Below are 24758 nucleotides of genomic sequence, written 5' to 3' on the forward strand. Positions count from 1 at the left end.
GCCTGCGGCGATACTGCTGTGACCTGCGGTGATACAGGGAAAAGCGAGTGTCAGAGCTTGGCCGGGGCGCCCAGGGCGACCCGGATGCTCTCGATCACCTGGTCCAGCGGGGCGTCGGTACGGGCCACCGTGATCAGCACCTCGCCGGCCGGAGTGGCACTCACCGCGCTCTCCACGGCGCTCTCGACCGCACTCGCCAGGGTCGCGGTGGAGGCTCCCATGTCACTGCGTGCCACCCCGGGTGTCGGGGTGGCGGCGAGCCCGCCGGGGCTGGCCGGGGCGTTGCCCCAGAAGGTCCGCTTGATCACCTCGAAGGCGTGGTCGAGCTGCGGCTCGACCTCGCCCCGGCCGCCCGAGCGCAGCCAGCGGCGCAGCACGTGGTTGTGGGCCGCGACCACGGCCGCCGCCGAGACCTCTGCCAGCATCGCGTCGTCGCCGACCCCGCGCGCCCAGCCGCCCGAGGACTGCCCGGCGGTGTCGAACCGGCCCAGGAGGTACCGGGTGAACAACCGCTCGTACCGGGCCACCACCGCGATCTCGCGCTCGCGCAGCGTCGGCACCTGCCGGATCAGCCGGTACCGGGCCACCGAGACGTTCGGAGTGGCCGCGTACATCCGCAGCACCTCCTTGATCCCCCGGCAGACCACGTCCAGCGGGTGCTCGGACGGATCCGCGTCCGCGAGCAGGTCGGCCACCCGGACCAGGGTGTCGTCGTGGTCCGGGAAGATCGCCTCCTCCTTGGAGCGGAAGTAGCGGAAGAAGGTGCGGCGGGCCACGCCCGCCGCCGCCGCGATCTGGTCGACCGTGGTCTCCTCGTAGCCCTGGTTGGCGAACAGCTCCATGGCCGCCGCCGCGAGGTCCTGGCGCATCTGCTGGCGCTGTGCCGTCACCCTCCGGCCGCCACCACTGCTCCCACCACTGACGCCGGCGCCCACCTGCTGCGGTTCTTCCCCATGCATGACGCGAACGCTACACGGCGCACCGCCGCGACCAGGCACGGTCACCGGCGATCGCCGCCCTGCCTCAAAAGGCACGGAAGCCCCGGCCCGTCTTGCGGCCCAGGCAGCCGGCCGCGACCAGGTGCTCCAGCAGCGGCGCCGGCGCCAGTCCCGGCTCGCGGAACTCGGCGTGCAGCACCTTCTCGATGGTCAGCGAGACGTCCAGGCCGACCACGTCCAGCAGCGCGAACGGGCCCATCGGATAGCCGCAGCCCAGCTTCATCGCGGTGTCCACGTCGTCCACCGAGGCGTAGTGCTCCTCGACCATCCGGACCGCGTCGTTCAGATAGGGGAAGAGCAGGGCGTTGACGATGAACCCGGCCCGGTCCCCGCACTCCACCGCGTGCTTGCGGATCCTGCCGCAGACCTCCAGCACGGTCGCGGTGACCTCCGGGGCCGTCAGCACCGTGCTGACCACCTCCACCAGCCGCATCGCCGGGGCCGGGTTGAAGAAGTGCATCCCGACCACGTCGCGCGGACGGACGGTCGCGGTGGCGCAGCGGATCACCGGCAGGCTGGAGGTGGTCGTCGCCAGCACCGCGCCCGGACGGCAGATCTTGTCCAGGGTCGCGAACAGCTCCTGCTTCACCGCCAGGTCCTCGGCCACGGCCTCCAGCACCAGGTCCGCCTCGCCCAGGTCCTCCAGCGAGCCGGACGCGGTCACCAGCGCCAGCGCCGCGTCCCGGTCCTCCGGGGCGAGCCGGCCCTTGCCGACCATCCGCTCCAGCGACTTCGCCAGCGCGGCCCGCGCCCGGTCCGCCTTCTCCTGGCTGCGCGCCACCAGGGTCACCGGGTAGCCCGCCTTGGCGAACACCTCGGCGATGCCGGTCGCCATCGTCCCCGAGCCGCACACCCCGACGCTGCGCACGTCCCGGCCGGCCGGACGCGCGGCGGCGTCCCGGATGCCGTCCGGCACCACCTCGGCGGAGCCGGGGGCGGCGTAGCTGTAGAAGCCGCGTCCGCTCTTCCGGCCCAGCAGTCCGGCCGAGGCCAGCTGGCCCAGGATCGGCGCGGGCGCGTGCAGCCGGTCGTGCGACTGCTCGTACATCGCCTCCAGCACGGTCTTCGCGGTGTCGATCCCGATCAGGTCCAGCAGTGCCAGCGGCCCCATCGGCAGCCCGCAGCCCAGCCGCATCGCCGCGTCCACGTCCTCGCGGGTCGCGTAGCGGGACTCGACCATCGCCGCCGCCTGGTTGAGGTAGGCGAACAGCAGCCCGTTGACGATGAACCCGGCCCGGTCGCCGGCCGAGACCGGGGACTTGCCCAGGCTCCGGGCGAACTCCGCCGCCGTCTCCGCGGCCTCGCCGCCGGTCAGCACCGTCCGCACCACCTCGACCAGCTGCATCACCGGCGCGGGGTTGAAGAAGTGCAGCCCCAGCACCCGCTCCGGACGCTGGGTCGCCGCCGCGATCCGGGTCACCGAGAGCGCGGTGGTGCCGGTCGCCAGCACCGTCTCCGGCGGGCAGATCCGGTCGAGCTCGGCGAAGAGCGAGCGCTTGAGCTCCAACTGCTCCGGCACCTCCTCGATCACCAGCCGCGCCTCGGCGGCGGCGGTGAGGTCGGCGGTGACGGTCAGGTTGGCGAGCAGCGCGGCGCGCTCCCCGGTGCTGATCCGGCCGCGTTCGACCGAGTGGGCGGTGGACTCCTCGATCCGGCGCAGCGCGGCCCGGGCGGCGGCGTCGTCCCGTTCGATGCCGATCACCCGGCGGCCGCTCCGGGCGGTGATCTCGGCGATGCCCGCGCCCATGGTGCCCAGGCCGACGACGGCCACGACGGGGAAGGGGGCGGGGATGCTGCTGCTGGGCTCGCTCATGGCGTGTCTCCTCGGGGAGCTCGCCACGCGTACGGCCGGTCCGCTCCGGCGCCGCGCGGCTGGGAATGAGGGAAGCACGATGCGACTGAGGTCACCGTGTGGAAGAAGAACGAGAACGCCGGCGGCCGAAAGAGTGAGGGCACGCACGGATGAAGTGAACCGACCCACCCGTTGCTGCGGCTCCCGACGCCAACGGGGGTGGTGCGGACACTGTACCTGCAGCACCCGCACCTGGAAAGAGCACCGGTGCCCGGCAGGAGCGCCGACGACGGAGACGGCGCCGGGCCCGGGGGAGGGCTCGGCGCCGGAGCTGCGGCGGACCGGCGCGGTCAGCGCCGGGTCGGGGTGGCCCGCCAGAGGGTGAGCCGGTGCCAGGCGGCGAGGCCGTCGGGCACCCAGGGCCAGGCCGCGCCCTCGGCGGCCGGGGCCGGCAGCCGGGCGGCGAGCTCCTCCTCGGTCAGGAAGGCGTGCCAGGCGACCTCCTCGGCCTGCGGCCGGACCGCGACCGGGGTGCGCGTCTCGTAGACGGCGGACCACCAGGTGTGCTGCGGGGACTCGTAGAGGAAGCGGAAGAGCGGGGCGACGGTGAGGCCGGAGACGCCCAGCTCCTCCTCGGCCTCGCGCTTGGCGGCGTCGTCGTAGGACTCGCCCGCGCCGACCACGCCGCCGACGAACATGTCGTACATCGAGGGGAAGACCAGCTTCGCCGCGGTCCGCCGGTGGACGAAGATCCGGTCGTCGGGGTCGCGGGCGAGGATGAAGGTGCAGCGGTGCCGCAGCCGACGGGCGGTCGCCTCGCCGCGCGTGGCCTGGCCGGTGACGCGGTCGTGCGCGTCGACAATGTCCAACAGCTCGTCCGCGCTCAGCGGTTGAGGGGCACCCGGAGTGCTCATGGCGTCATCCAAGCATATGCCGCTGTCACTGTCATGGCCTGTCCCTGTCACCTGGTCGGTCATGTGTTCGGCCGCGTTCCGGCCGCGAGGACGGCGACGGCGGGGAGCGCCACCGTAGTACTCCCCGGCTCCGCGTAGTGCGCCACCGCGAGGTCGTAGTGGCGCTTGATCCTGGCGGCGTCCGCCGGGGCCAGCCGGGCGACCAGCGAGCCGGTGATCGGGGTGCCGCCCACCACCGAGGCCCACCAGGCGTCCGGATCGACCCGGTGGGTCCACTTGACGCGCCGGGCGCCGGTGTCCACCAGCCCGGCCCGGTCCAGCAGTTCGGCGAAGGCCGGGGCCCGGTCGGCGAACCCGGCCAGGAACGGCCCGCGCGCGGGCAGGTCCTCGGGAACGGGGACCCCGGCCGCCTCGACCGACTCGCCGAAGACCGCGGTGGCCCGCATGTCGCTGCTCTCCCAGCAGGTGAGCGCCAGCCGTCCGCCGGGGCGCAGCACCCGGCGCAGCTCGGCCAGCCCGGCCTCCGGGTCGCCCAGGTGGTTGATCACGAAGTTGCCCACCACCGCGTCGAAGGCGGCGTCGGGGAGCGGGAGTTCGGGCAGCACGGCGGTGAGCACCTCGGCGCCGGGGCAGGCCGCCGCCGCACGGGCGGCCATGCCCGGCGAGGCGTCCACCGCCGTCACCCGGGCGCCGCGGGCGAGCGCGGCGGCGGCGACCGTGCCGGGGCCGGTGCCGACGTCCAGCACTCGGCTCCCGGCGCCGACGCCGGCGGCGTCCAGCAGCGGGGCGACGGTGTGCGCGGTCATTCGCGCGAAGCCGTCGGCGTAGGCCGCGTCCAGTCCGGTCCAGCCGCGCCGCTCGAAGGCGTCGAAGGTGCTCGCATCCCAGGTGGTCGTCATGGGGCGATCATCGCAGGGTGGCGGCGAACTCCCTCAGGTGGTCGTGCAGGCCGCCGTGGACCGGGGCCACCGGGGCCGGCAGCCAGTCCTTGCGGACCTTGGCGACGGCGGTGTAGTTGGTGTCGCAGACATTGGCGAGCGGGGACTCCACCGCCTGCGAGAGGAACTGGTAGGCGTCCATGGCGGAGAAGCCGTAGTCCCGCACCAGCCACTGGACCAGGTCGAGTTGGGCGATCCGGAAGGCGTCCTCCAGCGGCCGGGCGGAGCCGGTGGAGATCAGGTGGGTGTCGGACTCCAGCCGGGGCCAGGGGGTGGCCACGCCCTTCAGCAGCTCCACGACCACCACCGTGTTCATGGCGCACTCCACCGCCACCCCGCAGGTCTCGCCCTCGCCCTGGCGGGCGTGCCCGTCGCCGAGGCTGACCAGCCCGCCGGCCACGTTGACGCCGAGGTAGCAGGTGGCGCCGGTGCGCATCTCCGGGGTGTCCAGGTTGCCGCCGTGGGCGTCCGGCACCAGCGCCGAGCGCACCTCCAGGTTGGCCGGGGCGACCCCGACCGTGCCGTGCATCGGGTCCATCGGCAGCTCGGCCCGGATCGGGCTGTCCCGCCCGGTGAACAGACAGGTCCGGCGCTCCCGGTCGAGCTGCCAGATCCACACCGTCTCCGGCAGCGGCGGCTGCAGGCTCGCGGTGGCGTGGGTGGAGGTGAGCGCGCCGAACAGCGGCACGGTGGTGGACGCGGCCCAGTCCCGGGCCGGCTCGATCGAGACGAAGTGGACCGCGAGGGTGTCGCCCGGCTCGGCGCCGTCCACATAGAAGGGACCGGTCTGCGGGTTGAGGAAGGGGAAGGTGCAGACCTCGGAGACCAGGGTCTTCTCCGAGGTGACCCGTCCGGCGAAGCAGTCCTCGGTGAACAGGTCGAGCACGGTGCCGGGGGCGATCCGCGCGATCGGCGCGGATCCGCCGAAGGTCCAGGCGTAGGTGTCGGCGGTGGGTCGTACCTTGAGGACGCGGGGGTCGTTCACGAGTGCTCCGTATCGAGGGGTGGGACAGGAGTCGCGCGGCGCTCACGTTAGGCGGCCGGTCCCGTGCTGCGGAAGAGGGCGCGGCCGGGCTCCGGTTTGGAACCCGGCCGGGCCAGTGGTTGGCTGAGGCGTACGCAGGAGCGCAGGTCGAGCAGGAGGAGTACGAACCATGGGTCAGGTCTACGCGGTCACCGAGCGAGTGCTGGAGGCATCGCCGGAGCAGGTCTTCGACGCGCTGGCCGACTACGAGAGCACTCGTCCGACCATCCAGCCGGTGCAGTACAGCGAGTACCAGGTGCGCGAGGGCGGCAAGGGCGCCGGCACGGTGGTGGCCTGGCGGCTGCAGGCGACCGAGAAGCGGGTGCGGGAGTGCGTCTTCACGGTCACCGAGCCGACCCCGGGCCAGCTGGTGGAGAAGGACGCCAACTCCACCATGGTGATCACCTGGACGGTGACCCCGGCCGGTGAGGGCCGGGCCAAGGTCGTGGTCGAGGCGGCCTGGAACGGCGCGAGCGGCATCGGCGGCTTCTTCGAGCGGAAGTTCGCGCCCAAGGGCCTGAACCGGCTGCACGACGAGACCCTCAACCGGCTGGCCTCGGCGCTGGGCTGAGGCGGCTCCCCGTGCGGGCCCTCGCCCGCACGGGTGAATCTCGGTGTCCACTGTCGGCTGCGGTTGTACCGCTATGTCGACTTGGCGTTACGTCGTTGCTGGTCACCACGGTGCCGCGGGCCCGGGACGGGCCGCGGTGCGACCGTATGACCGGTTCGAGCCCGATGTGTGCCCGCTGCAATGATCCGGTCCATGTCCGTGATCGAGACGGCCCGAACGGCCCCGGCGCAGCAGCGAGCAGACCCGACCAGACCCGACCCCAGCAGACCCGACCCCAGCAGACCCGAACCGAGCAGACCCGGGACCGGCAGACCGGAACTGACCCGGGGTCAGACCTGGCTGGTGTTCTCCGGGTTGATGATGGCGCTGCTGCTCGCGGCGCTCGACCAGACCATCGTCGCCACCGCCCTGCCGCGGATCGTCGGCGACCTCGACGGCCTGAACCACATGTCCTGGGTGGTCACCGCCTACCTGCTGGCCGCCACCGTCGGACTGCCGGTCTACGGCAAGCTGGGCGACCTGGTCGGCCGCAAGCCGGTGTTCCTCTTCGCCATCGTGGTCTTCCTGGCCGGCTCGGCGCTGGCCGGCCGCTCCCACGACATGGACCAGCTGATCGCCTTCCGCGCGCTCCAGGGCATCGGCGGCGGCGGGTTGATGATCGGCGTCCAGGCGATCATCGGCGACATCGTCGCGCCCCGGCAGCGCGGTCGCTACATGGGCCTGATCAGCGCCGTGTTCGGAGTGGCCTCGGTGGCCGGGCCGCTGCTCGGCGGCTGGCTCACCGACGGCCCCGGTTGGCGCTGGTGCTTCTACGTCAACCTGCCGCTGGGCGTGGTCGCGTTGCTGGTGATCGGCTTCGCGCTGCGGCTGCCGAAGGCGCCGCGGGCCGAGGGGGCCGCTCGGCCCCGGCTGGACGTGGCCGGCGCGCTGCTGCTCGCGGCGGTCGGCACCTGCCTGGTGCTGGCCTCCAGTTGGGGCGGCGGCCAGTACGCCTGGGGCTCGCCAGTGATCCTCGGGCTGTTCGGCGGCGCGGTCGCGGCGCTGCTGCTGTTCCTGCTGGTGGAGTGGCGGGTGGCGGAGCCGGTGATCCCGCTGCACCTGTTCCGGGACAGCGTCTTCAACGTCTCCGGCGGGATCGGCGTCGTGGTCGGGGTGGCGCTCTTCGGCGCGGCCAGCTACCTGCCGAGCTTCATGCAGATGGTGAACGGCGCCAGCGCCACCGGCTCCGGGCTGCGGATGCTGCCGATGATGGGCGGCGTCGTGGTCGCCTCGATCGGCTCCGGTCAGCTGATCAGCCGGACCGGGCGCTACAAGGTGTTCCCGATCGTCGGCGGCGCGCTGTCCACGGCCGGCATGGTGCTGCTCGGCCTGCTGGGCGCGCACAGCTCCTTCGCCCAGCAGGCCGTCGCCATGGCGGTGCTCGGTCTGGGGGTCGGCCTGGCGCTGCCGGTGCTGGTGCTGGCGGTGCAGAACTCGGTCTCCCCGCGTGACCTGGGGGCGGCCACCTCCGCCAACAACTACCTGCGGCAGATCGGTGGTTCGGTCGGCGCGGCGGTGGTCGGGACGCTCTTCAACAACCGGCTGGCGCACCAGCTCGCCCAGCGGCTGCCGCACGGCGCGGCCGGGCTGCCGCCGACCGACTCGATCACCCCGCAGCTGGTCCACGCACTGCCCGCGCGGCTGCGGCTGGACTACACGGACTCCTTCGCGGCGGCCCTGCCGCGGGTGTTCCTCTACCTGGCGCCGCTGCTGGCCCTGGGCTTCCTGCTCGCCTTCCTGCTCAAGGAGAAACCGTTGGCCACCCATGCCGTCCCCGAGCCCGGCACCCTGACCGGCGCCGAGACCACCACCCGGCTGACGGTGGAGATCGCCGACGCGGCGGTCCCCGCCCAGCCGGCCGCGCAGGCCCCCGCACCCGAGCCCGCCCCGGGCCCGACGGCCCATGCCGGTGCCGCCCGGACCGGCGGGCAGCCCGGCGGGCAGCCCGGCGCCGGGCAGACCACCGGCGTCCCGGTCGGCGGTGCGGTGCTGGAGCCGGACCGGGCCCCGGTGCCGCGGGCGGTGCTGACCCTGATCGACATGGAGGGCCGCCAGGTGGCCCGGGCCGGCAGTGACGCCCGGGGGCTCTGGGCCCTGGCCGCGCCCCGCGGCGGCAACTACGTGCTGATCGCCGCCGCCCCCGGGCACCAGCCGCAGGCGGTCACGGTCACCGTGGGCAACCGCCCGGTCGAGCTGGACGTGGTGCTCGGCGGCACCGGACGGCTGAGCGGCGCGGTCCGCAGCGCCGAGGGCGCGCCGGTCGCCGACGCGGCGGTGACGCTGACCGACTCCCGCGGCGAGGTGGTCGCCACCGCCCACGCCGACGCGGACGGCGAGTACCGCTTCCGCGACCTGGTCTCCGGCCGCTACACCCTCGCCGTCAGCGCCCGCGCCTACCGTCCGGCGGCGCTCGCGGTCGAGGTCGGGGCCAGCGGCGAGACCAGGCAGGACGTCGCCATGACCGGCAGCGGTACCCTGCGCGGCACGGTCCGGACCCTCGGCGGTCACCCGGTCGCCGAGGCCCGGGTGACCCTGCTGGACTCGTCCGGCACCGTCGTCGCCGCGGTGACCACCGGGGCGGACGGCACCTTCCGCTTCACCGACCTGGAACCCGGCGAGTACACGGTGATGGCCAGCGGCTACCCGCCGGTGGCGACCGCGCTGCGGATCGAGGACGGCCACACCGAGCGCGACCTCCACCTCTCGCACCGGCTGGAGGGCTGACTGACCGTCAGGTATGGGTGCGCCCGCGCCGGTCACGCAAGATCGCTCGCATGAGTGGACCTTGTCCGCCGTGAGAGTGAGTGGAGGCGCGTCCCCCGGGCGCGGCGACCTAGGTTGATCGTCGTGTCTCTGACGATCCTTCATGTGTCCCAACCGGCCGACGGCGGTGTCGCCCAGGTCGTGGCCGACCTGGTGCGGGGCCAGATCGCGGACGGGCACCGGGTGGTGCTTGCCTGCCTGCCCGAGGGGAGGCTCGCCGCCACCGCCCGGGCGGCCGGGGCCGAGGTGCACACCTGGGCCGCCGTCCGCACCCCGGTCACCGGACTGGCCCGTGAGGTCGGCACGCTGCGCCGGATCGTCGCCGCGACCGACCCGCACCTGGTCCATCTGCACAGCTCCAAGGCCGGGTTGGCGGGTCGGCTGGCGGTCCGCGGCCGCCGGCCCACGGTCTTCCAGCCGCACGCCTGGTCCTTCGCCGCGGTCACCGGCGCGACCGCCGTGGCCGCGCGCTGCTGGGAGCGGACGGCGCTGCGCTGGACCGACCGGGTGCTCTGCGTCAGCGCGCAGGAGCGCGGGGAGGGCACGGCGGCCGGGCTGCGCGCCCGTTGGGCGCTGGCGCCCAACGGCCTGGACCTGGACCGCTTCGACGCCTCCCGGCTGCCGGGGCAGGAGCAGGCCCGGGTCCTGCTCGACCTGGACGACGACGGCCCCTGGGCGGTCTGCGTGGCCCGGCTCTGCCGGCAGAAGGGCCAGGACGTGCTGCTCCGGGCCTGGGCCGGAGTGCCGTCCCGGGTGCCGGGGGCCCGGCTGGCCGTGGTCGGCGAGGGCCCGGAGCGGGCGGTGCTGGAACAGTTGGCGGCCGGTCTGCCCGAGCCGGACAGCGTCCTGTTCGCCGGGCGCACCGAGGACCCGCGCGACTGGTACGCGGCCTCCGACCTGGTGGTGCTCCCCTCCCGTTGGGAGGGGATGGCCCTGGTCCCGCTGGAGGCGATGGCCTGCGCCCGCCCGGTGCTGATGACCGATGTGGCCGGGGCCCGGGAGTGCCTGCCTTCGAGCGAGGGCTGGCCGCTGCCGCTGCCGGTGGACGACCACCTGGCGCTGCGCGACGCACTGGTGGCCCGGCTCTCCGACCGCGAGGGCTGCCGCAGGGACGGCGCCAGGGCCGCCGCCGGGGTGATCTCCCGGCACGACGTCCGGACCACGTTGGCACGGGTCGCGCAGATCTACGCCGATGTGCTGACCGAGCGTCAGATGCGATTTGAGTCAAAAGATATGACTACTAGTCATTAGCGTGTTTTCAGCAGGTCTGCGGGATCTCACCGAGCATGGGTCTGTAATGTCTGATTTGTCCGCTCAATTCTTTCTCACCGAGCTGAGCCCGGCCCGTGCGGCGGCCGACCCGACTCCAGTCGGTGTGCAGCATCGGGCGGCCTTCGAAGCCACGGACACAAGCAGGGGAGTACGTGCGCGGATGACCACCGTCGACAATGAGGAACTGCCGCGCGCGGGGCTGATGCCCACCACCACCGGGCACGGACTGCTCGCCCTCACCCGTCCGGCCGTCCAGTCCCCGCCCCCCGCCGCAGCCCCCGCCCTGCCGCCCGTCCGCGCAGCGGCGGCCGCCCGGCCAGGACCGGCGGCGGCGTCCCGGCCGCCCTGCTGCTGGTCGACGGGTTGGCCGTGCTGGCCGCCGTCGCCATGGCCGCCGTCGGGGCGGGCGACCCGCTCGCCACCCTCTGGGCGGCCTGCGGCCTGTTCCCGCTGCTGGTCCTGCTCAACTCGGCGGGCGGCCTCTACCGGCTCCGGCTCAGCCCCTCGGTCCTGGACGAGTTCCCGGCACTCTGCGGCCGGGCCGCCGTCGCCGCCGCCTTCGCGCTCACCCTGGACCGCTGCCTGCACGGGCTGTGGCCCTCCGCGGTCCCCGAGGACGGCCGCCGGATGCTGCTGCTGCTCGGCTGCCAGTTGGGCCTGGACGTGCTCGGGCGCGGCGCCGTCTACACGGTGGTCCGCCGGCGCCGGCGGCTCAGCCCCCGGCCGGTACTGATCGCCGGCGCCGGACCGATCGGCCGGCAGATCGGGGCGGCGCTGCTGGCCCACCCCGAGTACGGGCTGCGGCCGGTCGGCGTCATCGACTCCCGCACCACGGCCGGGACGGCGGAGGAGCAGCAGTCCGCCGCGCCCCAGGTGCCGATCCTCGGCGGCCCCGAGATGCTCGACCTGGAGATCGCCGGCCAGGACGTCACCGACGTCATCGTCACCTCCGGCGGCAGCGACGACGCCACCGCCGGGGAGACCGTCCGCACCGCCACCCGGCGCGGCTGCGAGGTCTGGTTCGTGCCCGGCGTCCCGGAGTTCGGGGCCTTCGAGTACGGCAACCGCCGGGCCGCCGCCGGGGACCACCTCTGGGGCTTCCCCTGCCTGCGGCTCAGCCCCTCGGCCATGGACCGCCCCACCTGGATCGCCAAGCGCTCGGTCGACGCCGCGCTCGCCGCCGCCGGCCTGCTGCTGGTCTCGCCGCTGCTGCTGGGCTGCGCCCTCGCGGTCAGGATCGACGGCGGCGCCGGGGTCATCTTCCGCCAGGAGCGGGTCGGCCTGGACGGCCGCAGCTTCACCGTCCTCAAGTTCCGCACCATGCGGCCCGCCGACGAGCACGAGGCGGCGACCCGCTGGAACATCTCCCAGGACCACCGGCTCGGCGCCACCGGCCGGTTCCTCCGCCGGACCTCGCTGGACGAGCTGCCGCAGCTGTGGAACGTGCTCCGCGGCGAGATGAGCCTGGTCGGGCCGCGGCCCGAGCGGCCCTACTTCGTGGCCCGGTTCGCCCAGTCCTACCCCCAGTACCGGGACCGGCACCGGGTACCCGTCGGCATCACCGGCTTCGCCCAGGTCCACGGGCTGCGCGGGGACACCTCGATCGAGGACCGGACCCGCTTCGACAACTACTACATCGAGAGCTGGAGCCTCTGGCAGGACGTCAAGATCCTGCTGCGGACCGCAGCCTCGGTCCTCCGCCCCGGTGGGAGCTGACCCGGTGACCCTGCTGAGCATTCCCCTCCCGCGCCGCGCGGTCCGCGAGGTCCGGCGGCCCGACCGGCTGCCCGCCCTGCTCGCCGCCGCCACCGTGCTGCTGGTCTGCCTGCCCACCGGCGGCGACAGGGACGTCACCGCCGCCGTCCACGTCACCCCGGCCGACGTGGCCTCGGTCGCGCTGGTGGGGCTGTGCGCGCTGCGCGCCCGGACGGCCAGGCTGCCGGCCGCCGCGGTGGTGCTCTTCGGCGGCGTGCTGCTGGCCGTCGCCGTCGCCACCGTGGCCTCGCAGGACCCCGCGGTGAGCCTCTCCGGCTTCGTCCGCTTCGTCCAGGTCTTCGTGCTGGTCCCGCTCGCCGTGCTGCTGGCCCTGCGCGAACGCCGGGACCTGCGGCTGCTGCTCGGGGCGCTGGTCGTCGCCGCCGTGATCGAGGGCGCGGTCGGCGTCGAGCAGTTCGCCACCGGTACCGGGGCCTCCTACGCCGGCGGCAGCGCCCGCGCGGTCGGGACCTTCGGCGCCCAGGACATCATGGCGATGTCCGCCGTGGTCAGCTACGGACTCGTGGCCGCCCTCGGACTGGCGCTCCAGGCCCGCGCCGAGCGGCGCACCTGCGAGGCCGTCGCCCTCGGCCTGACCGCCGCGCTGCTGCTGGCGCCGCTGGCGCTCTCCTTCAGCCGGGGCAGCTGGATCGCCACCGGCTGCGCCGTCGCCGTGGCGCTGGTGCTCACCGACGCCCGGCTGGCGCTGCGCACCGCCGTGCTGGCGCTGGCTGCCGCCGTGGTCCTGGTCGGCGGCTTCGGCCTGGGCGGGGACAGCGTCGCGACCAGGCTCGGCTCCATCGCCACGGTGGCGGGCTCCGCCCCCGACCACTCGGTCAGCGACCGCTACGACCTCTGGGCGACCGCCGCCGCCATCTGGCGGCAGCACCCGGCGACCGGCGTCGGGCCCAAGGAGTTCCCGCAGTTCCGGGACGCCCACGCGCCGCTCCGGCTCTCCTCCGGCAGCGACACCGCCGGCGCCGGCGCCGCCTTCAGCCGCGAGCCGCTGCTCTCCCCGCACAACATGTACCTGCTGGTCCTCAGCGAGCAGGGGCTGATCGGCCTCACCGCCTTCGCCGCCCTGCTGTTCGGCCTGCTCACCGCCGCCGGACGGCGCGCGGCGGCCGGGCGCGGCGGCCTGGAGGCGGCCCTGCTCGGCCTGCTGGTCTGGCAGTGCGTCGACTTCCTCTACGCGGACATCGGCGGGCCGACCACCGTCCTGGTCTCCTTCGTCCTCGGGTCGGCCGCCCGGAGCCTGGCGTGACGCTCACGGCACCACGGCCCACCGAGACGCCGCGCCCGGCGCGCTCCTTCCTGGCCCGGGCCTTCGGCATCACCGCGCTGCTCAGCGCCGGCGGCTCACTGCTCGGCCTGGTCCGCGACCTGCTGCTGGCCCGCTTCTACGGCGCGGACCAGGGCACCGACGCCTTCCTGGTCTCCTGGACCGTCCCGGAGACCGCCGCGCCGCTGCTGATCGAGGACGCGATGGCGTTCCTGATGGTCCCCGCGTTCAGCCAGGCACTGGCCGCCGACGCCGGCCGCGACCCGCAGCGCCAGGAGCCGGACCCGGTCCGGGCCCTGGTGGCGGCGACCCTGCCGCCGCTGGCGCTGCTGCTCGCGGTGCTCTCCGCCGCCACCGCGCTCGGTGCCCCGCTGCTGGTGGAGCTGCTCGCGCCCGGCCTGCCCGACGCCTCGCTGGCCGTGGTCTGCACCCGGCTGACCGCGCTCACCATCCTGCCCTTCGGCCTGACCGGCTACCTCAGCGCCGGACTCCGCGCCCACCACCGGTTCACCGGGCCCGGCGCCGTCTACATCGTCTACAACAGCGGCATCCTGCTGGTGATGCTGCTGCTGCACGCCAGCCTCGGGGTCACCGCCGCCGCCGCCGGGGTGGCGTTCGGCAGCACCCTGATGACCGCCCTGCTGCTGCCGCTGTTCTCGCGCCACTGCAGTCGGCTGACCAGCCGTCAGGGCAGGCCGGCGCTGACCGCGCTGGGCTTCAGCCCGCTCGCGCTGCTGCCGGTCGCGCTGTTCACCCTGACCCGGCAGGCACAGGTCTTCGTCGAGCGCTACCTGGCCTCCTCGCTGGCCCCCGGCACCATCTCGCACCTCAACTACGCCGAGAAGATCGCCCAGATGGCGATGACCCTCGGGCTGATGGTCTGCACCGTCACCTTCCCGCTGGTCGCCCGGGCGCTCGCGGCCGGGGACACCGCCACCGCCCGCCGCCGGGTCGAACAGGACCTGGAACTGGTCGGCGCGGTCGTCCTGGCCGGGACCGCGATCCTCATCGCCTGCGCCCCGGACATCGTTCGACTGCTGTTCCAGCGCGGTGAGTTCACCGCCGCCGACACCGCCGCGACGGCCGCCGCGATGCGGGTCTACAGCCTGGGGCTGCTCGGCCAGGCCATGGTCGGGACGCTGATCCGGCCGTACTTCTCGGTCCGGCCGGCGGTCACCCGCGGCCGGGCCGGCTCGGCCGGGTCCGAGCGCAGCGACTGGTACCCGATCGCCTCGATGGCCCTCGGCCTGCTGGTCACCGCCGTGGTCGGCGCGGCGACGGCGCACCGCTTCGGCGCGCTCGGGCTGGCGGCGGCCAACGCCGCCGGGATCAGCCTCACCGCGGCCCTGCTGCTCCGCGCGCTCCGCGCCCGGGGCGTCCCGGTCCGGGTCCACACCGTGCTGTTCGCGCAGACCAGGCTGCTGACCGCAGCCGTCGCCGCGACCGCGGCGGCGGCCCTCGCGGCGGCCGTGGCCGGTTCCGAGCCGCTGCCGGCCGTCCTGCTGGGGGCGCCGGCCGGACTCGTCGCCTTCGCGGCCGTCCTGGCAATGCTGAAAGTCCGGCCCTGGCGGCCGGCGGTCGACGGAGAGGCCGGCCCATGAGCGCGGAACAGCTCCATCTGGAACAGCACGGGCAGCGCTTCGCGCCCGACGTCCTGTCGCACCCCACGCCCTGGACGCTGATGTACCACTCGGTGGACTCCGACCGGGAGGACCCCTACCAGCTGACGGTCAGTCCGCAGCGCTTCGCCCGGCAGATGTCCTGGCTGCACGAGCAGGGCCTGCGCGGCGTCGGCGTGACCGAACTGCTGCGCGCCCACGCCCGGGGCCGGTCCGCCGGGCTGGTCGGCCTGACCTTCGACGACGGCTACGCCGACTTCCCCGAGCAGGTGCTGCCGGTGCTGGAGCTCCACGGCTTCACCGCCACCGCCTACGTGGTGGCCGGCCGCCTGGGCGGACACAACAGCTGGGACGCCGAGGCCCCGCGCAAGCAGCTGATGACGGCCGACCAGATCCGCCGGCTGGACCGGTGCGGCGTCGAGATCGGCTCGCACGGCCTCAACCACCGCCCGCTCCAGGGGCTCTGCCGACGCGAGCTGCTGCAGGAGACGCTGCGCAGCCGCGAGGTGCTGGAGTCGCTGATCGGCCGCCCGGTCACCGGCTTCTGCTACCCCTACGGCGCGCTGGACGCCCAGGCGGCGGAGGCGGTGCGGGAGAGCGGCTACACCCACGGCGCGGCCATCGAGCACAGCGCCCTCACCGGCCGCTGGGCCCTGCCCCGCTGCTACGTCGGCGAGCGCGACGGCGGCTGGCGGCTCCGCGCCAAGCGGGTCCGGCACCTGGCGCGCGGACTGCGCCGCAGCCACCGGCGGGGCACCGCGTGAAGGTCCTCCACATCATCACCGGCCTGGACGCCGGCGGCGCGGAGCAGCAGCTCCGGCTGCTGCTCCGGCACCTGCCGCCGGAGTACGACTGCGACGTGGTAGCGCTGACCAATCCGGGCGCGGTCGCGGCCGGGCTGCGCGCCGACGGGGTGCGGGTGGCGGAGCTGGGGATGCGCGGCAACCGCGACCTGGCCGCACTGCCGGCCCTGGTGCGACTGATCCGCCGGGGCCGCTACGACCTGGTCCACTGCCACCTCTACCGGGCCTGTGTCTACGGCCGGATCGCCGCCAGGCTGGCCGGGGTGCGGGCGGTGGTCGCCACCGAGCACTCGCTGCTCGACGACGTGATCGAGGGCCGTCCGATCACCCCGGGCATCCGGGCGCTGTACCTGGCGACCGAGCGGCTGGGGCGCTGCACGGTCGCGGTCTCGCAGGCGGTGGCCGACCGGCTCGTCGACTGGGGCGTCCCGGCGCACCGGGTACGGGTGATCCCGAACGGCGTCGAGGTGCGGCGCTACCAGCAGCCCGCGCCGGTCCGCGCCGCGACCCGGCAGGCGGTCCGGGCCGAACTGGGCCTGCCGCAGGACGCCTTCGTGGTCGGCGGGGTCGGTCGGCTGGTGCCCGGAAAGCGGTTCGACGTGCTGATCGACGCGCTCGGGCAGATGGGCCCGGCCTGGCTGCTGCTGGTCGGCGACGGCAGCGCCCGGGCCGAACTGGAGTGGCAGGCCCGCGCGGCCGGGCTGGCCGACCGGGTCGTCCTCACCGGCGAACGGGCCGACGTCCCGGAACTGCTCACCGCGATGGACGTGCTGGCCGCGCCCTCCACCGGGGAGACCTTCGGCCTCTCGCTGCTGGAAGCGCTGGCCGCCGGGCTGCCGGTGCGCTGGTCCTCGGGCCCGGCGCTGGCCGAACTGCCTGCCGGGGCCGCCCCCGGCGCCCGGCTGACCATCGCCCAGCCCGGCTACTACGCGGCCGAGTTGGAGGCGCTGCGGACCGGCCGGTCCGCCGCCCGGGTCCTGGCCCAGCCGGAGGCGGTCCGGCACTACGACACCGCCCGGCTGGCCCTCGGGGTCGCCGAGCTCTACCGGCAGACCGGCCGACGGCCGGTCCCACCCCTGTCCGCTCCGGAGGAGAACCATGCTCGACGCTGACCGCCCCACGACCGCCGCCGGTCACGACGCCGCCGGTCGGCGGAGCCGGCTGCTCCGCCGCTGGTGGCCGCTGCTGGCGGCGGTCCCGCTGGGAACCCTCGGCGGCGCCGGTTACGCACTGGTGGCCCCGGCCGCCTACCAGGCCAACGCCTATGTGATGGTGGTCCCGCAGGGCGGGGCCGACAGTACGGCGGCGGTCAACTTCGCCCAGGCCTACGGCCGGATCATCGCCCAGCCGGAGGTGCTCCAGTCCGCCTCGGCCGACACCGGGGTCCCGGTGACCGCCCTGGCGGCCCGGATCGAGGCGCTGACCTCGCCGGACGCCCCCATGATCCAGATCAGCGGCACCGCCCCCGGGGCCCGACTGTCCGCCCGCGAGGCCAATGCGGTCGCCCGCTCCCTGGTCGACTTCGGCAATGCGACCACCAGGCAGACCGGCGTGAAGCTGCTCTCCTTCGCCGCCGCCGCGACCCCGGACGCCCCCAGCACCCCGACCCGGTCCCTGGACGTCGCCGTGGGCGGCGCGGCGGGCGTACTGATCGGCGGGCTCGGCCTGCTGGTCCGCCGCCGTGACCTCGGCGGCGGGACGTCCCTGCAGGGCGCCCGGCCCGCGCCCGGGCCCACGCCCGCCACCGAGCCCGCCGCCGAGGCCACCGAGCCCGCCGCCGAGCCGGCTGCCGGGCCGGCCGTCGGCGCCGACCTGCCGCAGCCGCGTCCGTTGGCCGGGCGGGACGAGGCCAAGGCCGGCCGATGACGTCCGCGCCGAGCCCTGCCGCTCCGCTGCGGACCGCTCCGTGCTGGGAGGCCGAGGTCCTCCGTGACCCCGCCGCCTTCGACGGACTCGCGGGGGAGTGGGACGACCTGCTCGACCGCTGTGCCCCGGCCACTCCCTTCCAGAGCCACGCCTGGCTCTCCTCCTGGTGGCAGTCGTACGGCCGGCCCGGTCGGCTGCGGCTGGTGACGGTGCGTCGGGACGGCCGGTTGGTCGCCGTCGCGCCGCTGATGCTCCGGCACCGGCTGCTGCCGGTGCTGGTGCCGGTCGGGGCCGGGCTGACCGACTTCCTCGACGTGCTGGTCGACGACCGGCACGCGGACGAGGCCGCCGCCTTCCTGGCCCGGGCGCTGGACCGGGAACTGGGCCTGGCCCGCCCCTGGTCCGTGCTCGACCTGCGCGAACTGCGCCAGGACGCCGCCGCCGTCCGGCTCGCCGACCACTGGCGCGGCGCGGCGCGGACCCTGCCCGACTCGGTCTGCCAGCACCTGCCCGGCGTTCCGGTGGAGGAACTGCTCACCCGGCTGCCGGGACGGACCGCCCAGCGCACCCGGGTCAAACTGCGGAAGCTCGCCGCCGCCGGGGTCGAGACCCGGCTGGTGCCCTCGGCCGAGGTCCCCGGGGCGATCGGCGAGCTGATGGTGCTGCACGAGCTGCAGTGGCGCGGGCGCGGGGCCACCCCCGAGCACCTGCGCGAACGCTTCGCCCAGCACCTGAGCCGGGCGGCCGGACGGATGTCGCTGGCCGACCGGGCCGGTGTCCGCGAGTACCGGCTGGACGGCCGGCTGATCGCCAGCGACCTGACCCTGCAGGGCCCGGACCTGGCGGCGATCTACTTCTACGGGGTGCACCCGGACGTCCGGGAGCAGCTCGACATCGCCGGGATGCTCTTCCGCGAGAGCCTGGCGCACGCGGCCGGGACCGGTCGCGGCGAGCTCAGCCTGCTGCGCGGGGACGAGCCCTACAAGCAGCGCTGGCGGCCCGAGCAGGCCCGCAACCAGCGGCTGCTGCTCGGCGGCGGCCCGGCCGTCGCCCTGTACGCGGGCGCGGCCCGGCTGCGCCGGTCGGTGCTCCGCCGACTGCGGACCAGCGCGCCCTGGCTGGTCTCCGTCCGCGCCCGGCTGCGCACGCTCCGCGCCTGAGGCGCGCGGCCCTCACCGGCCCCGGCGCTCCGCGTCCGAGGGCGCGGGCCCTGGGGCGCCGGCCCCGGCCGGCGGCGCGGCCGGGGGCTCGGCGCGGTGCTGCCGATCGGGGTCCGGCTCGGCTGGCGGCCGGTGCTGCCGACCGGGGTCGGCGTCGCGGTCCGGGACGGCGCGGGCGTCGCGGTCGGGACGGGCGTCGGGGTGGGCGTCCGCGTCGGGGTCGGGCTCGGGGTCGGGCTCGGGGTGGGCGTCGGCGTCGGCGCGGGCGTGATCGCGGGCTGGCCGCCCAGCACCCGGCGGAACACCCGGCTGGCACGCGGGTTGTCGGTGCAGCCCCAGACGCCGTGCGGGCAGTAGTCGGTGACGGTCTGGTAGAGGGTGTCGTGGGTGCCCATCCACTCCAGCATCCGCTGGACGTACCCGGGGTCGTCGCCCCGGTTGTACATGCCCCACTCCGGGTAGGACACCGGCTTGTCGTGCTGCTTGGCGAACCGCACCTGCGCCAGCAGCCCGTAGGGCTCGTGGACGTAGGAGTCGAAGTCGGCGGTCCGGTCCGGGTCGTCGGCCGCCATGTCGTAGCTGTCCATGCCGATCACGTCGGTGACGTCGTCACCCGGGTAGCAGTCCGGCCAGGGGTGGGCGTCCGCGCCCCGGGTCGGCGCGAACTCGAAGCGCAGGTGCTGGCCGGGGACCGCGCGCATCGCGGTGACGATGCGTCGCCAGTACGCCTTCCAGCTGTCCGGGTCGGGACCGCAGCGGCTGGTGTAGGTGGTGCCGTTCATCTCCCAGCCCACGGTGAGCACCGCGTCCGACAGGCCCAGGGCCACCAGCCGCCGGGACAGGGTGGTGAAGTGGCTGTCGAAGTCACCGGCCGCGCCCTGCCGCAGCTGCGACCGGACGTCGTCGTCGTCCACATTGCCCTCGTTGTCCGGGAGCATCGGCACCCCGATGACGATCAACCGGTCCGGAGTCGCCGTCCGCCAGGCGGCCCAGCCGCCGAGGCGGGTCGGGTCGCCGTCGATGTCGTCCCAGTTGTTCCCGGGCAGATAGGTGTGGCCGACCTGGACCTGAGCGCCGTTCAGCCACTGCGACACCTGCTGCTCCGCACTGTCCGACTCGTCCGAGCCGAGGAACAGGCCGAAGGGCACGTCGTGCAGCGGCATCGCGGTGTCGTCCACGCTGCCGTCCTGGCCGGCGGCCTCCTGCGGCGGCACCATGCCGGTCAGCCCGGCCAGGGCGAGGCCGGAGCACAGCGCGGTCAGCCCGGTCAGCACCACCCGCCAACGCCGCATCAGCCCTCCATCGTCCGTGCCGCCCCGATTTGTCGGTGACCCGTACTCCACGGTAGGCGTCGGTGGCGCTCAAGCCCGGGGGACACACCTGACCGGCCCTCACCTCGATGAACTCGATCGGGTGGGCTCTAAGCTGACGAGGTGACCGTCCTAAGATCCACTTTGTTGTTCCTGCTGGCCGGTCTGGCCGAGATCGGCGGATGCTGGCTGGTGTGGCAGAGCGTCAAGGAGCACCGCGGCTGGCAGTACGCCGTCGCGGGCGTGCTGGCGCTGGGGGCGTACGGCTTCGTCGCCGCGCTCCAGCCGGACGCCTCCTTCGGCCGGGTGCTCGCCGCCTACGGGGGCGTCTTCGTGGCCGGTTCGCTCGCCTGGGGGATGGCGCTGGACGGGTTCCGGCCGACCGTCTGGGACCTGACCGGGGCGGGCATCTGCCTGGTCGGTACCGCGCTGATCATCTGCCAGCCCCGGGCCTGAGCCACGGCTGAGCCGGGCCGGGCCCGAGCCGCCCCTCGGCGGGTCGCGCCGCGCCGCGCCGTCGGCGGCTTTCCCGGCAAAGCGGGGCAGACCCCTCGGCAACGCCTACCGTCGGACCATGCGTCCCGCCCGCCTCGGCCCCCTCGGCCTGGTCCTGCTCCTGGCCGTCGCGGTCGGTGGGGCCGCCGCCCGGGAGCACCGCCCCACCCCCTTCGGCGACGACCTGGTCTCCCGCTCGGCGCACTCGGTCTCCGCGGACGCCCTGCGGCGCGGCGGCGACCACTCGGTGCTGGCCTACGACCGCCGCAGCGGCCGGTTGGCCTGGTCCTACCGCCGTCCCGGCCGGTTCCCGCTGCGGCTGGTCGCCGCGGCCGGCACCACCGTCGCGGTCTGGGACGACGGGATGCTCACCGCGATGCGCCCGGACCAGCCCGCCGTCCGCTGGCACCGCTTCGTCCCCGGAGTCGGGGGCGGGGTCAGGCTGGTGCCGCTGGAGGACGGCGCGGCGCTGCTGGTGCTCACCCCGGAGCTGGTGGTGACGTACACCACATCCGATGGGGCCATCCGCACCGACAGCCTGCCGCCGCCGGGCTGCGGCTACGCCCCCGGCCGGGTGCTGGTGACCGGCGGTCTGGTGGTGGCGGCCCGTCCCTGCGCTGTCCACAGCACCGTTGAGGCCTTCGACGGCGAGGGCCGGCGCTGGCAGCGGGCGACCGGCCGGTTCGCCGATCCGGTGCCCGGGGGGCCCGGGACGGTGGGCGTGGCCGAGCCCCCGCTGCTCCGCCCGCTGCTGCTCGACCGTCTAACCGGCCTGCCCCCGGTAGACTGGGCATCTTGAGCTGGGCCCGGTGTCGACGGCCCGCGCCAGTGCCCGACCGGGAGTGACTTCACCATGATCGCCGCCAACGCCCTCGAACTGCGCGCCGGCGCCCGAATCCTGATCGAGTCCGCGACCTTCCGGGTCGCCCCCGGGGACCGCATCGGCCTGGTCGGGCGGAACGGCGCGGGCAAGACCACCCTGACCAAGGTGCTGGCGGGCGAGGGCGTCCCCGCCGCCGGCACGGTCACCCGCAGCGGCCAGGTCGGCTACCTCCCGCAGGACCCGCGCACCGGTGACCTCGACGTCCTGGCCAGCGACCGGATCCTGTCCGCCCGCGAGCTGGACTCGGTGCTGCGCAAGATGCGCCAGGCCGAGGACCGGATGGCCAACGGCAAGGGCCAGACCCGCGACGACGCGATGAAGAAGTACTCCCGGCTGGAGACCGAGTTCCTCACCAAGGGCGGCTACGCGGCCGAGGCCGAGGCCGCGACCATCGCCGCCAGCCTGGGCCTGCCGGACCGGATCCTCGCGCAGCCGCTGCACACCCTGTCCGGCGGTCAGCGCCGCCGGGTGGAACTGGCGCGCATTCTCTTCTCCGACTCCGACACCCTGCTGCTCGACGAGCCGACCAACCACCTGGACGCCGACTCGATCATCTGGTTGCGCGACTATCTCAAGACCTATCGCGGCGGATTCATCGTGATCTCCCACGACATCGAGCTGGTCGAGACCGTTGTGAACAAGGTGTTCTACCTGGATGCCAACCGGACCTGCATCGATGTCTACAACATGGGGTGGAAGCTTTACCAGCAGCAGCGTGAAGCCGACGAGAAGCGCCGAAAGCGTGAGCGCTCCAATGCCGAGAAGAAGGCTTCGCAGCTGAACTCGCAGGCCGACAAGATGCGTGCGAAGGCGACCAAGACCGTGGCCGCGCAGAACATGGCCCGGCGCGCCGAGAAGCTGCTCTCCGGGCTGGAGGCGGTTCGCCAGACCGACCGCGTCGCCAAGCTGCGCTTCCCGGACCCGGCGCCCTGCGGCAAGACGCCGCTGATGGCCTCCGGCCTGTCGAAGTCCTACGGCTCGCTGGAGATCTTCACCGACGTCGACCTGGCCATCGACAAGGGCTCCAAGGTCGTCGTCCTGGGCCTGAACGGCGCCGGCAAGACCACGCTGCTGCGGATGCTCGCGGGCGTGGAGAAGCCGGACACCGGCGAGATCCAGCCCGGCCACGGCCTGAAGATCGGCTACTACGCCCAGGAGCACGAGACCCTGGACAACGACCGGACGATCCTGGAGAACATGCGTTCGGCCGCGCCGGACATGGACCTGGTCGCGGTCCGCAAGATCCTCGGCTCCTTCCTGTTCACCGGCGACGACGTGGACAAGCCGGCCGGGGTGCTCTCCGGCGGCGAGAAGACCCGTCTGGCCCTGGCCACCCTGGTCGTCTCCAGCGCCAATGTGCTGCTGCTCGACGAGCCCACCAACAACCTGGACCCGGCCAGCCGCGAGGAGATCCTCGGCGCGCTGCGCTCCTTCACCGGCGCGGTGGTGCTGGTCACCCACGACGAGGGCGCGGTCCACGCGCTGGAGCCGGAGCGGATCATCCTGCTGCCGGACGGCGTCGAGGACCTGTGGAGCGAGGGCTACGCGGACCTGGTCTCGCTGGCCTGACCCGAACACCCCGCCGCAGTGGTCTCCCGGTCCTCGACTGGCCGGGAGATCATGCATCTGGACCAGAAGAGTTCATATCGGTCGATGGACTGCCAGATCGACGCCCGCAGGAGTTTTCCTGTCCTCCGGACAATCCTGTGTATTAGCCATTCACCCTTGCTGATCAGCATTTTCACTTCAGCAGCAGGCATCTCACGGGGGGCGCGCAACCCGCTGCCGAGCGCTGATCGCACGCGCGGGAACGCCCCTTCCCCGGTAATTTCCGAGTATTGACCTTGCAGAATGGGTGGCCAGGGAGCGCCCCATGGGTGATCATGGGATTCCGACAGAGCACTTGCTACGAGGAGGCACGGGTGGCCGAGACTCTGAAAAAGGGCAGCCGGGTGACTGGTGCCGCACGGGACAAGCTCGCGACCGAGCTCAAGAAGAAGTACGACTCCGGTGCGAGCATCCGGGCGCTCGCGGAGGAGACGGGCCGTTCCTACGGCTTCGTCCACCGCATGCTCAGCGAGTCCGGAGTTTCCCTTCGCGGTCGCGGCGGCGCCACGCGCGGTAAGTCCAAGGCTGCCACGGCAGCCGGGTCCTGACCTCACGTCAGGTCCCAACAGATTGGCCCTGGCGCTTCGGCGGTTTGGGGGAGTGACCGGTCCTACGGCCTCCCACCCGACCGCCGATCGTCGTGTCACGGGCCCGGCGCAGGTATTACTCTTCAGTAGCTTCGTTCCCCAGCTGCCGGAGGCCCCTGTGTCCAGCCCGCTCCACACCACGCAGTCCGGCCCTGGCGCCGCCCCCGCCGAATGGGAGCAGGCAGGGGTGCGGCTCGAACTCGACAGCGAAGCGCCGACCGTCGCCACGGTGACCCTCTGCCGTCCCGAGCGGCGCAACTCCCAGTCGCCCGCGCTCTGGCGGGCCCTCGCTGCCATCGGCCGCTCGCTGCCCGGCAGCGTCCGGCTGGTACTGCTCCGCGCCGAGGGCGTCTCCTTCTCGGCCGGTCTCGACCGGGCCGCGTTCACCCCCGAGGGCATCCCCGGGGAGCGCCCCCTCGCCGACCTCGCCCGGGGCGCCGACGGCGACGCGGTCATCAGCGGCTACCAGGAGGCCTTCACCTGGTGGCGCCGCCCCGACCTGGTCACCGTCGCCGCCGTCCAGGGCCACGCCGTCGGCGCCGGCTTCCAGCTCGCGCTCGCCTGCGACCTGCGGGTCTGCGCCACCGACGCCCAGTTCGCGATGCGCGAGACCGTGCTCGGCCTGGTCCCCGACCTGGCCGGCACCAAGCCGCTGGTCGACCTGGTCGGCCCGGCCCGCGCCCTGGAGATCTGCGGCACCGGACGCTGGGTGCAGGCCGACGAGGCGGTCCGGATCGGCCTGGCCAACCTCGCGGTCCCGCCGGCCGAGCTGGACGCCGCCGCCGCCGACCTCGGCGCCGCGCTGCTGGCCGCGCCCCGCGACGCCCTGGTGGAGACCAAGGCGCTGCTCCAGGGCGCGACCACCCGCGACTACGACGAGCAGCGCGCCGCCGAGCGCGCCGCCCAGCTGCGCCGACTGCGGGACCTGGCCGGAATCGGCGAGTAGTCGGCGGGCGGTCGGCCGGCACGACGAGCACGGCTCGGTCGGCCGTGGTGACGAATCTTCACCCGTTCGGCATGTCCATCGTGTGAGCCCCTGCAGGGTGCTCCTAGGGTTGCGGTGACATGTCCGGATTGGT

Annotated in this window: 20 protein-coding genes; 15 read left to right on the forward strand and 5 right to left on the reverse strand. The window is 74.2% G+C overall.

The genetic code is table 11. The features are described from left to right. Positions 1 to 50: 50 nt before the first annotated feature. The 5 genes from BS75_RS29930 to BS75_RS29950 all read right to left on the reverse strand — a co-directional run bounded on the left by BS75_RS29930 (position 51) and on the right by BS75_RS29950 (position 5627). Positions 51 to 959: a TetR family transcriptional regulator gene (locus tag BS75_RS29930; RefSeq protein WP_042436620.1), complete on the reverse strand. Its 909-nt coding sequence runs from the start codon at positions 957 to 959 to the stop codon at positions 51 to 53. A gap of 64 nt (positions 960 to 1023) precedes the next feature. Next, a complete protein-coding gene (locus BS75_RS29935; RefSeq protein ID WP_042436623.1) occupies positions 1024 to 2811 on the reverse strand; it encodes a 3-hydroxyacyl-CoA dehydrogenase family protein in 1788 nt (595 codons plus the stop codon). Between the two features lie 329 nt (positions 2812 to 3140). After that, entirely contained in the window at positions 3141 to 3704 is a 564-nt protein-coding gene (locus BS75_RS29940; protein ID WP_034090498.1) for an NUDIX hydrolase, read from the reverse strand. 59 nt (positions 3705 to 3763) lie between these two features. Then, positions 3764 to 4603 carry a class I SAM-dependent methyltransferase gene (locus tag BS75_RS29945; protein WP_034090499.1) on the reverse strand — a complete coding sequence of 280 codons (840 nt, stop codon included), beginning with the start codon at positions 4601 to 4603 and terminating at the stop codon, positions 3764 to 3766. 7 nt (positions 4604 to 4610) lie between these two features. Further along, on the reverse strand, positions 4611 to 5627 hold the full coding sequence (locus BS75_RS29950; RefSeq protein WP_034090500.1) for an acetamidase/formamidase family protein: 1017 nt from the start codon (positions 5625 to 5627) through the stop codon (positions 4611 to 4613). Positions 5628 to 5796: 169 nt separating this feature from the next. Between BS75_RS29950 and BS75_RS29955 the strand changes: the two genes are divergently transcribed. From BS75_RS29955 to BS75_RS30035, 15 genes are all read left to right on the forward strand, one after another. Further along, positions 5797 to 6237, forward strand: a complete 441-nt coding sequence (locus BS75_RS29955; RefSeq protein WP_034090501.1) for an SRPBCC family protein — start codon at positions 5797 to 5799, stop codon at positions 6235 to 6237. 180 nt (positions 6238 to 6417) lie between these two features. Further along, entirely contained in the window at positions 6418 to 9000 is a 2583-nt protein-coding gene (locus BS75_RS29960; protein WP_034090502.1) for an MFS transporter, read from the forward strand. 144 nt (positions 9001 to 9144) lie between these two features. Continuing rightward, the gene (locus tag BS75_RS29965) at positions 9145 to 10290 is read left to right on the forward strand and encodes a glycosyltransferase (protein ID WP_231607926.1); all 1146 of its coding nucleotides are present in this window, start codon (positions 9145 to 9147) and stop codon (positions 10288 to 10290) included. Positions 10291 to 10680: 390 nt separating this feature from the next. Then, positions 10681 to 12027 (forward strand): exopolysaccharide biosynthesis polyprenyl glycosylphosphotransferase, encoded by a 1347-nt coding sequence (locus BS75_RS29970; protein ID WP_052069785.1) that lies wholly within the window; start codon positions 10681 to 10683, stop codon positions 12025 to 12027. A 4-nt stretch (positions 12028 to 12031) separates the two neighbouring features. Further along, complete coding sequence (locus BS75_RS43525; protein ID WP_231607927.1) at positions 12032 to 13330, forward strand: O-antigen ligase family protein; 1299 nt, start codon at positions 12032 to 12034, stop codon at positions 13328 to 13330. Beyond that, positions 13327 to 14949 carry a lipid II flippase MurJ gene (locus tag BS75_RS29980; protein WP_042436626.1) on the forward strand — a complete coding sequence of 541 codons (1623 nt, stop codon included), beginning with the start codon at positions 13327 to 13329 and terminating at the stop codon, positions 14947 to 14949. The genes BS75_RS43525 and BS75_RS29980 overlap by 4 nt, the downstream gene beginning before the upstream one ends. Next, on the forward strand, positions 14946 to 15731 hold the full coding sequence (locus BS75_RS29985; protein ID WP_152645593.1) for a polysaccharide deacetylase family protein: 786 nt from the start codon (positions 14946 to 14948) through the stop codon (positions 15729 to 15731). Before BS75_RS29980 ends, BS75_RS29985 begins: the two co-directional genes overlap by 4 nt. Then, positions 15728 to 16882, forward strand: coding sequence for a glycosyltransferase (locus BS75_RS29990; RefSeq protein ID WP_034090504.1), 1155 nt, complete (start codon positions 15728 to 15730; stop codon positions 16880 to 16882). Before BS75_RS29985 ends, BS75_RS29990 begins: the two co-directional genes overlap by 4 nt. After that, positions 16869 to 17636 carry a Wzz/FepE/Etk N-terminal domain-containing protein gene (locus tag BS75_RS29995; RefSeq protein WP_052069786.1) on the forward strand — a complete coding sequence of 256 codons (768 nt, stop codon included), beginning with the start codon at positions 16869 to 16871 and terminating at the stop codon, positions 17634 to 17636. Before BS75_RS29990 ends, BS75_RS29995 begins: the two co-directional genes overlap by 14 nt. Then, positions 17633 to 18796, forward strand: a complete 1164-nt coding sequence (locus BS75_RS52305; protein WP_042436628.1) for a GNAT family N-acetyltransferase — start codon at positions 17633 to 17635, stop codon at positions 18794 to 18796. The genes BS75_RS29995 and BS75_RS52305 overlap by 4 nt, the downstream gene beginning before the upstream one ends. 1433 nt (positions 18797 to 20229) lie before the next feature. Continuing rightward, positions 20230 to 20562, forward strand: a complete 333-nt coding sequence (locus BS75_RS30015; RefSeq protein WP_034090507.1) for a YnfA family protein — start codon at positions 20230 to 20232, stop codon at positions 20560 to 20562. A 118-nt stretch (positions 20563 to 20680) separates the two neighbouring features. Beyond that, positions 20681 to 21400 (forward strand): outer membrane protein assembly factor BamB family protein, encoded by a 720-nt coding sequence (locus BS75_RS44930; RefSeq protein WP_052069787.1) that lies wholly within the window; start codon positions 20681 to 20683, stop codon positions 21398 to 21400. 54 nt (positions 21401 to 21454) lie between these two features. Beyond that, the gene (locus tag BS75_RS30025; RefSeq protein ID WP_034090508.1) at positions 21455 to 23053 is read left to right on the forward strand and encodes an ABC-F family ATP-binding cassette domain-containing protein; all 1599 of its coding nucleotides are present in this window, start codon (positions 21455 to 21457) and stop codon (positions 23051 to 23053) included. Between the two features lie 353 nt (positions 23054 to 23406). Next, complete coding sequence (locus BS75_RS30030; protein WP_034094039.1) at positions 23407 to 23640, forward strand: helix-turn-helix domain-containing protein; 234 nt, start codon at positions 23407 to 23409, stop codon at positions 23638 to 23640. Positions 23641 to 23866: 226 nt separating this feature from the next. Continuing rightward, positions 23867 to 24625 (forward strand): enoyl-CoA hydratase/isomerase family protein, encoded by a 759-nt coding sequence (locus BS75_RS30035; protein WP_034094040.1) that lies wholly within the window; start codon positions 23867 to 23869, stop codon positions 24623 to 24625. Positions 24626 to 24758: the final 133 nt, after the last annotated feature.

Origin of the sequence: Streptacidiphilus albus JL83 (assembly GCF_000744705.1) — a bacterium.
GTDB lineage: Bacteria > Actinomycetota > Actinomycetes > Streptomycetales > Streptomycetaceae > Streptacidiphilus > Streptacidiphilus albus.